Source organism: Streptomyces murinus (assembly GCF_002154555.1).
Classification (GTDB): domain Bacteria; phylum Actinomycetota; class Actinomycetes; order Streptomycetales; family Streptomycetaceae; genus Streptomyces; species Streptomyces murinus.
In genome coordinates this window covers 1-3615 of record NZ_MUNF01000303.1, presented here as the reverse complement: position 1 = coordinate 3615, position 3615 = coordinate 1, and the positions used below count along the sequence as shown (strand labels likewise).

Annotated in this window: 5 protein-coding genes; 3 read left to right on the top strand and 2 right to left on the bottom strand. The window is 72.6% G+C overall.

Annotated elements, in window-relative coordinates:
- Nucleotides 1-180: 180 nt before the first annotated feature.
- Both CCN72_RS18965 and CCN72_RS18960 read left to right on the top strand, forming a co-directional pair.
- A complete protein-coding gene (locus CCN72_RS18965) occupies nucleotides 181-630 on the top strand; it encodes a RidA family protein (RefSeq protein ID WP_086808552.1) in 450 nt (149 codons plus the stop codon).
- Nucleotides 627-1079 carry a GNAT family N-acetyltransferase gene (locus tag CCN72_RS18960; protein WP_086808551.1) on the top strand — a complete coding sequence of 151 codons (453 nt, stop codon included), beginning with the start codon at nucleotides 627-629 and terminating at the stop codon, nucleotides 1077-1079. Before CCN72_RS18965 ends, CCN72_RS18960 begins: the two co-directional genes overlap by 4 nt.
- Before the next feature lie 94 nt (nucleotides 1080-1173).
- On the opposite strand, the gene CCN72_RS18955 is transcribed toward CCN72_RS18960, so the two are convergent.
- Nucleotides 1174-1875 (bottom strand): uracil-DNA glycosylase, encoded by a 702-nt coding sequence (locus CCN72_RS18955; RefSeq protein WP_086808550.1) that lies wholly within the window; start codon nucleotides 1873-1875, stop codon nucleotides 1174-1176.
- 230 nt (nucleotides 1876-2105) lie between these two features.
- Here CCN72_RS18955 and CCN72_RS18950 point away from each other — a divergent pair, with 230 nt between their 5' ends.
- Nucleotides 2106-2690: an RNA-binding S4 domain-containing protein gene (locus tag CCN72_RS18950; protein ID WP_086808549.1), complete on the top strand. Its 585-nt coding sequence runs from the start codon at nucleotides 2106-2108 to the stop codon at nucleotides 2688-2690.
- A gap of 195 nt (nucleotides 2691-2885) precedes the next feature.
- Here CCN72_RS18950 and CCN72_RS18945 read toward each other — a convergent pair whose 3' ends face one another.
- Nucleotides 2886-3572: a class I SAM-dependent methyltransferase gene (locus CCN72_RS18945; RefSeq protein ID WP_086808553.1), complete on the bottom strand. Its 687-nt coding sequence runs from the start codon at nucleotides 3570-3572 to the stop codon at nucleotides 2886-2888.
- Between the last annotated feature and the right edge of the window lie 43 nt (nucleotides 3573-3615).

Sequence of the window (3615 nt, the reverse complement as noted above, 5' to 3'; positions counted from 1 at the left end):
AGATGTGTATGAGGGACAGGGTCGGGATGAGGCATGGGGTCAGCCTGGGTCATGGTGCGCCGGGTTCGCTCGCGGGTTTTCCTCCGCGTCCCTTGCCGCGCCCGGAAATTGGGGTGCGCGCGCGTCCGGCGGGGGCTGATGATCGGGAGATTGTCCGCTGACCGTTGTAGGAGCAGCTCCGTGATCCAGCGTGTCACCGTTCCCACTCTTTTCCCGCCGCCCACCTACTCCCATGCCTCCGTCGTGGAGGCGGGCACGAAGCTGGCGTTCCTCGCCGGATCGGTGCCGCTCGACGAGCGCGGTGAGATCGTCGGACCGGGCGATCCGGTCCGCCAGGCCCGGCAGGTGATCGCCAACCTGCGGGAGCAACTGCGCGCCGTGGGCAGCGATCTGGCGCATGTGCTCAGCACGGAGGTGTACGTGGTGAGCACCGAACCGGCGACGCTGTCCGCGGTCTGGGAGGTCGTGGAGGACTCAGGGCTGAGTGAGGGACCCCACTCCTCCACCCTGCTCGGGGTCGCCTGCCTCGGATACACCGGTCAGCTGGTGGAGATCACGGCGACGGCGGTGGTACCGGACGCCGGGACGGCCGAGGGCGAGGACCGGGCGGACGAAGGGGTACGACGATGACCGGCGTCCTCCTCCGGCGGGCGCGGGCCGCCGACGCGCGGGCCGCCGCCGATGTCTGGCTGCGTTCCTTCGCCGCCGCGCTGCCCACGGTCGTCCGGCCACGCACCGACGACGACGTCCGCGACTACTTCCGGGACATCGTCGTGCCGTCGCGGGAGACCTGGGTGGCGGAGGAGGACGGCGGGCGGATCATCGGGGTGATGGTGCTCGACGGCCAACTGCTGTCCCAGCTCTATCTGGAGCCGGAGCGGCGGGGGCGGGGCCTCGGGGACCGGTTCGTCGCCCTGGCCAAGGAGCGCAGCCCCGACGGGCTGACCCTGTGGACCTTCCAGGTCAACAAGCCCGCGCACCGCTTCTACGAACGCCACGGCTTCCTCGCCGCCGAGTCCACGGACGGCAGCGGCAACGAGGAGCGGGAGCCGGATGTGCGGTACGTCTGGCGGCCCTGAACGCCGGGTACCGACGCGTCCGCAGCGGGTGCCGAGGGGTGCTGACGGGTGCCGACGGGTCACGGCTCGCCGCGGCGCCCGGTGGCGGAGCGGTTCAGGCCACCGGCAACCCGGCCGTTCGCGCCGCCGTGCCCAGTACCTCGCGCAGCATCTCCGGCGTGAGCTTGCCGGTGAAGGTGTTGCGCTGGCTGACGTGGAAGCAGCCGAAGAGATCCAGGCCGTCGAGCGCGACGCGGGCGCCGTGGCCGAAGGCCAGACGGGGCCGGGGCACCGCCCAGCCCGCCTCGGCAAACGCGGGCAGCGCCGCCTGCCAGCCGAAGGCACCGAGGACCACCGCGGCCCGTAGCGTCGGGCGCAGCAGCCCCAGCTCCTGGACCAGCCAGGGGCGGCAGGTGTCGCGCTCACCGGGGGTCGGCTTGTTGGCGGGTGGCGCGCAGTGCACCGGGGAGGTGACCCGGACCCCGTGCAGCTCCAGGCCGTCGTCGATATGGACCGAGGTGGGCCGGTTGGCGAGCCCGAGGTCGTACAGCGCCTGGTACAGCACATCGCCGGAGCGGTCGCCGGTGAACATGCGTCCGGTGCGGTTGCCGCCGTGCGCGGCCGGGGCCAGGCCGATGATCAGCAGCCGGGCGTCGGCGGGGCCGAAGCCGGGTACCGGGCGGCCCCAGTACGTCCAGTCCGCGAAGGCGGCGCGCTTGGTCCGCGCCACCTCCTCGCGCCACTCCACCAGCCGGGGGCAGGCCCGGCAGCCCGTGACCCGCCGGTCCAGCCGGGCAAGGGGGCTGCTGTCGTCCATAGGGTCACCGTATGCCCAGGTCGCCGCCACCCATGTCCGCGACCTGGCCTCCCGATACCAGCCGCTTCATTCCGGCCGCTGCGCACCAACCCCTCCGCGCTCTCTCTCCGAACTGGCACTCCCCTTCCTTCGAACTGGCCACCCTTTCTTCTGTGATTCTTCTGCGAGCCTTCGGCCCGCCCCCGGAAAACCTGTCCAGATCACCCGGCCCCCGGCGTTAGGGTCGGGACATGGCTTCCGAGGATGCGGACGAGAACGTGGACCGGGGCACCGACGGGCCGGCCGGGACGGGGCCCGCCCAGGGTGCCGAGAACGCCGGTCCCTCGGGCGGCGGGCCGGTGGACCCCGAGATCGCCGCCGCGGTCGCCGCCGCCCGGGCCGCGGGGCCCGGCAGTGGTGAGACGGTCCGGATCGACAGCTGGATCTGGGCGGTACGGCTGATCAAGACGCGTTCCCAGGGCGCCACCGCCTGCCGTGGTGGGCATGTGCATGTGAACGGTGAGCGGGTGAAGCCTGCCTACTCGCTGCGGGTGGGCGACGAGGTCCGCCTGCGGAACGAGGGCCGGGAGCGGGTCGTGATCGTCAAGCGCCTCATCCGCAAGCGGGTCGGTGCGCCCGTGGCCGTGCAGTGCTACATCGACAACTCCCCTCCTCCGCCGCCTCGCGAGACCGTCGCCCCCGCCGGGATCCGCGACCGGGGCACCGGCCGGCCCACCAAGCGCGACCGCCGGGACATGGAACGCCTGCGTGGCCTCACACCTCCGGGGTTCAGCAGTAGCATGAGCGGACCGGAGGGACGCCCCCGGGGACGGTGACGGGCAACGCCGGGGCCGCCGCACCAGTCCACAGCGGCCCGCACCCGCAGCGCACGCACCCGCCCACGGCGTCCGCCCGCACCAGCCCACAGCGTCCGCCGCATCGCACCCGCTCACGACACCCGCGTCGCGCCCATCACGTCTCCTGACGCCCACCGTGTCCCCTCCTGGGCGCCCACCGCGCCCCCCTGACGCCTACCGCGCCGTCCGCACGGCCCGTACCCACATGCCGTCCGGCGTCAGGTACTTGTCCACCTCCAGTCCCGCCTCCGCCAGCGCCGATTCGAACTGTTCCTTCGTCAGGGGCCGGGCGAGGAAGGTCTGGGTCCAGGTGCCGTCCGGAAAGTCGTACTCGACATGGACGGAGTCCACTCCGTCGCCGACGGGGGTCACCGAGGCGATGCGGACCGTGAAGCCGGCCGGGTCGACCCGTTCTCTCGGCACATCGGTGTGGTGGTCCGCGCCCTCCCGCTGGATGAGCACGCAGCCGCCCTCGGCCACATGGCGGGCGCAGGTGCGCAGCAGGCCCCGGCGCACCTCCTCGTCACCGGCGTGGACCAGGAACGAGGCGAGCAGCACCACGTCGAACTTCTCGCCGCCCAGGTCCAGTTCCTCGATCGGGGCGCATATGGCGCGTGCCCCGTGGATCCGGGCGAGCATGTCGGCGGACTCGTCCACCGCGGTGACCGTGAAGCCGCGTTCCAGTAGCGGGTGGGTCATCCGGCCCACCCCGCTGCCCAGTTCCAGGATGTGCGCCCCGGCCGGTACCGCCGCGGCGATGATGTCCGGCTCCGGGCCGATCGGCAGCCGTGTGTAGACCTCCACCGCGCAGCCGTCCGGGGTGATCGCACCCGTACCTGTGCCCTCGTATCCCTCACGCATCTCGACCGTCATGCCCGAAGAACGGCCCGTCCCCGCCCTCCCG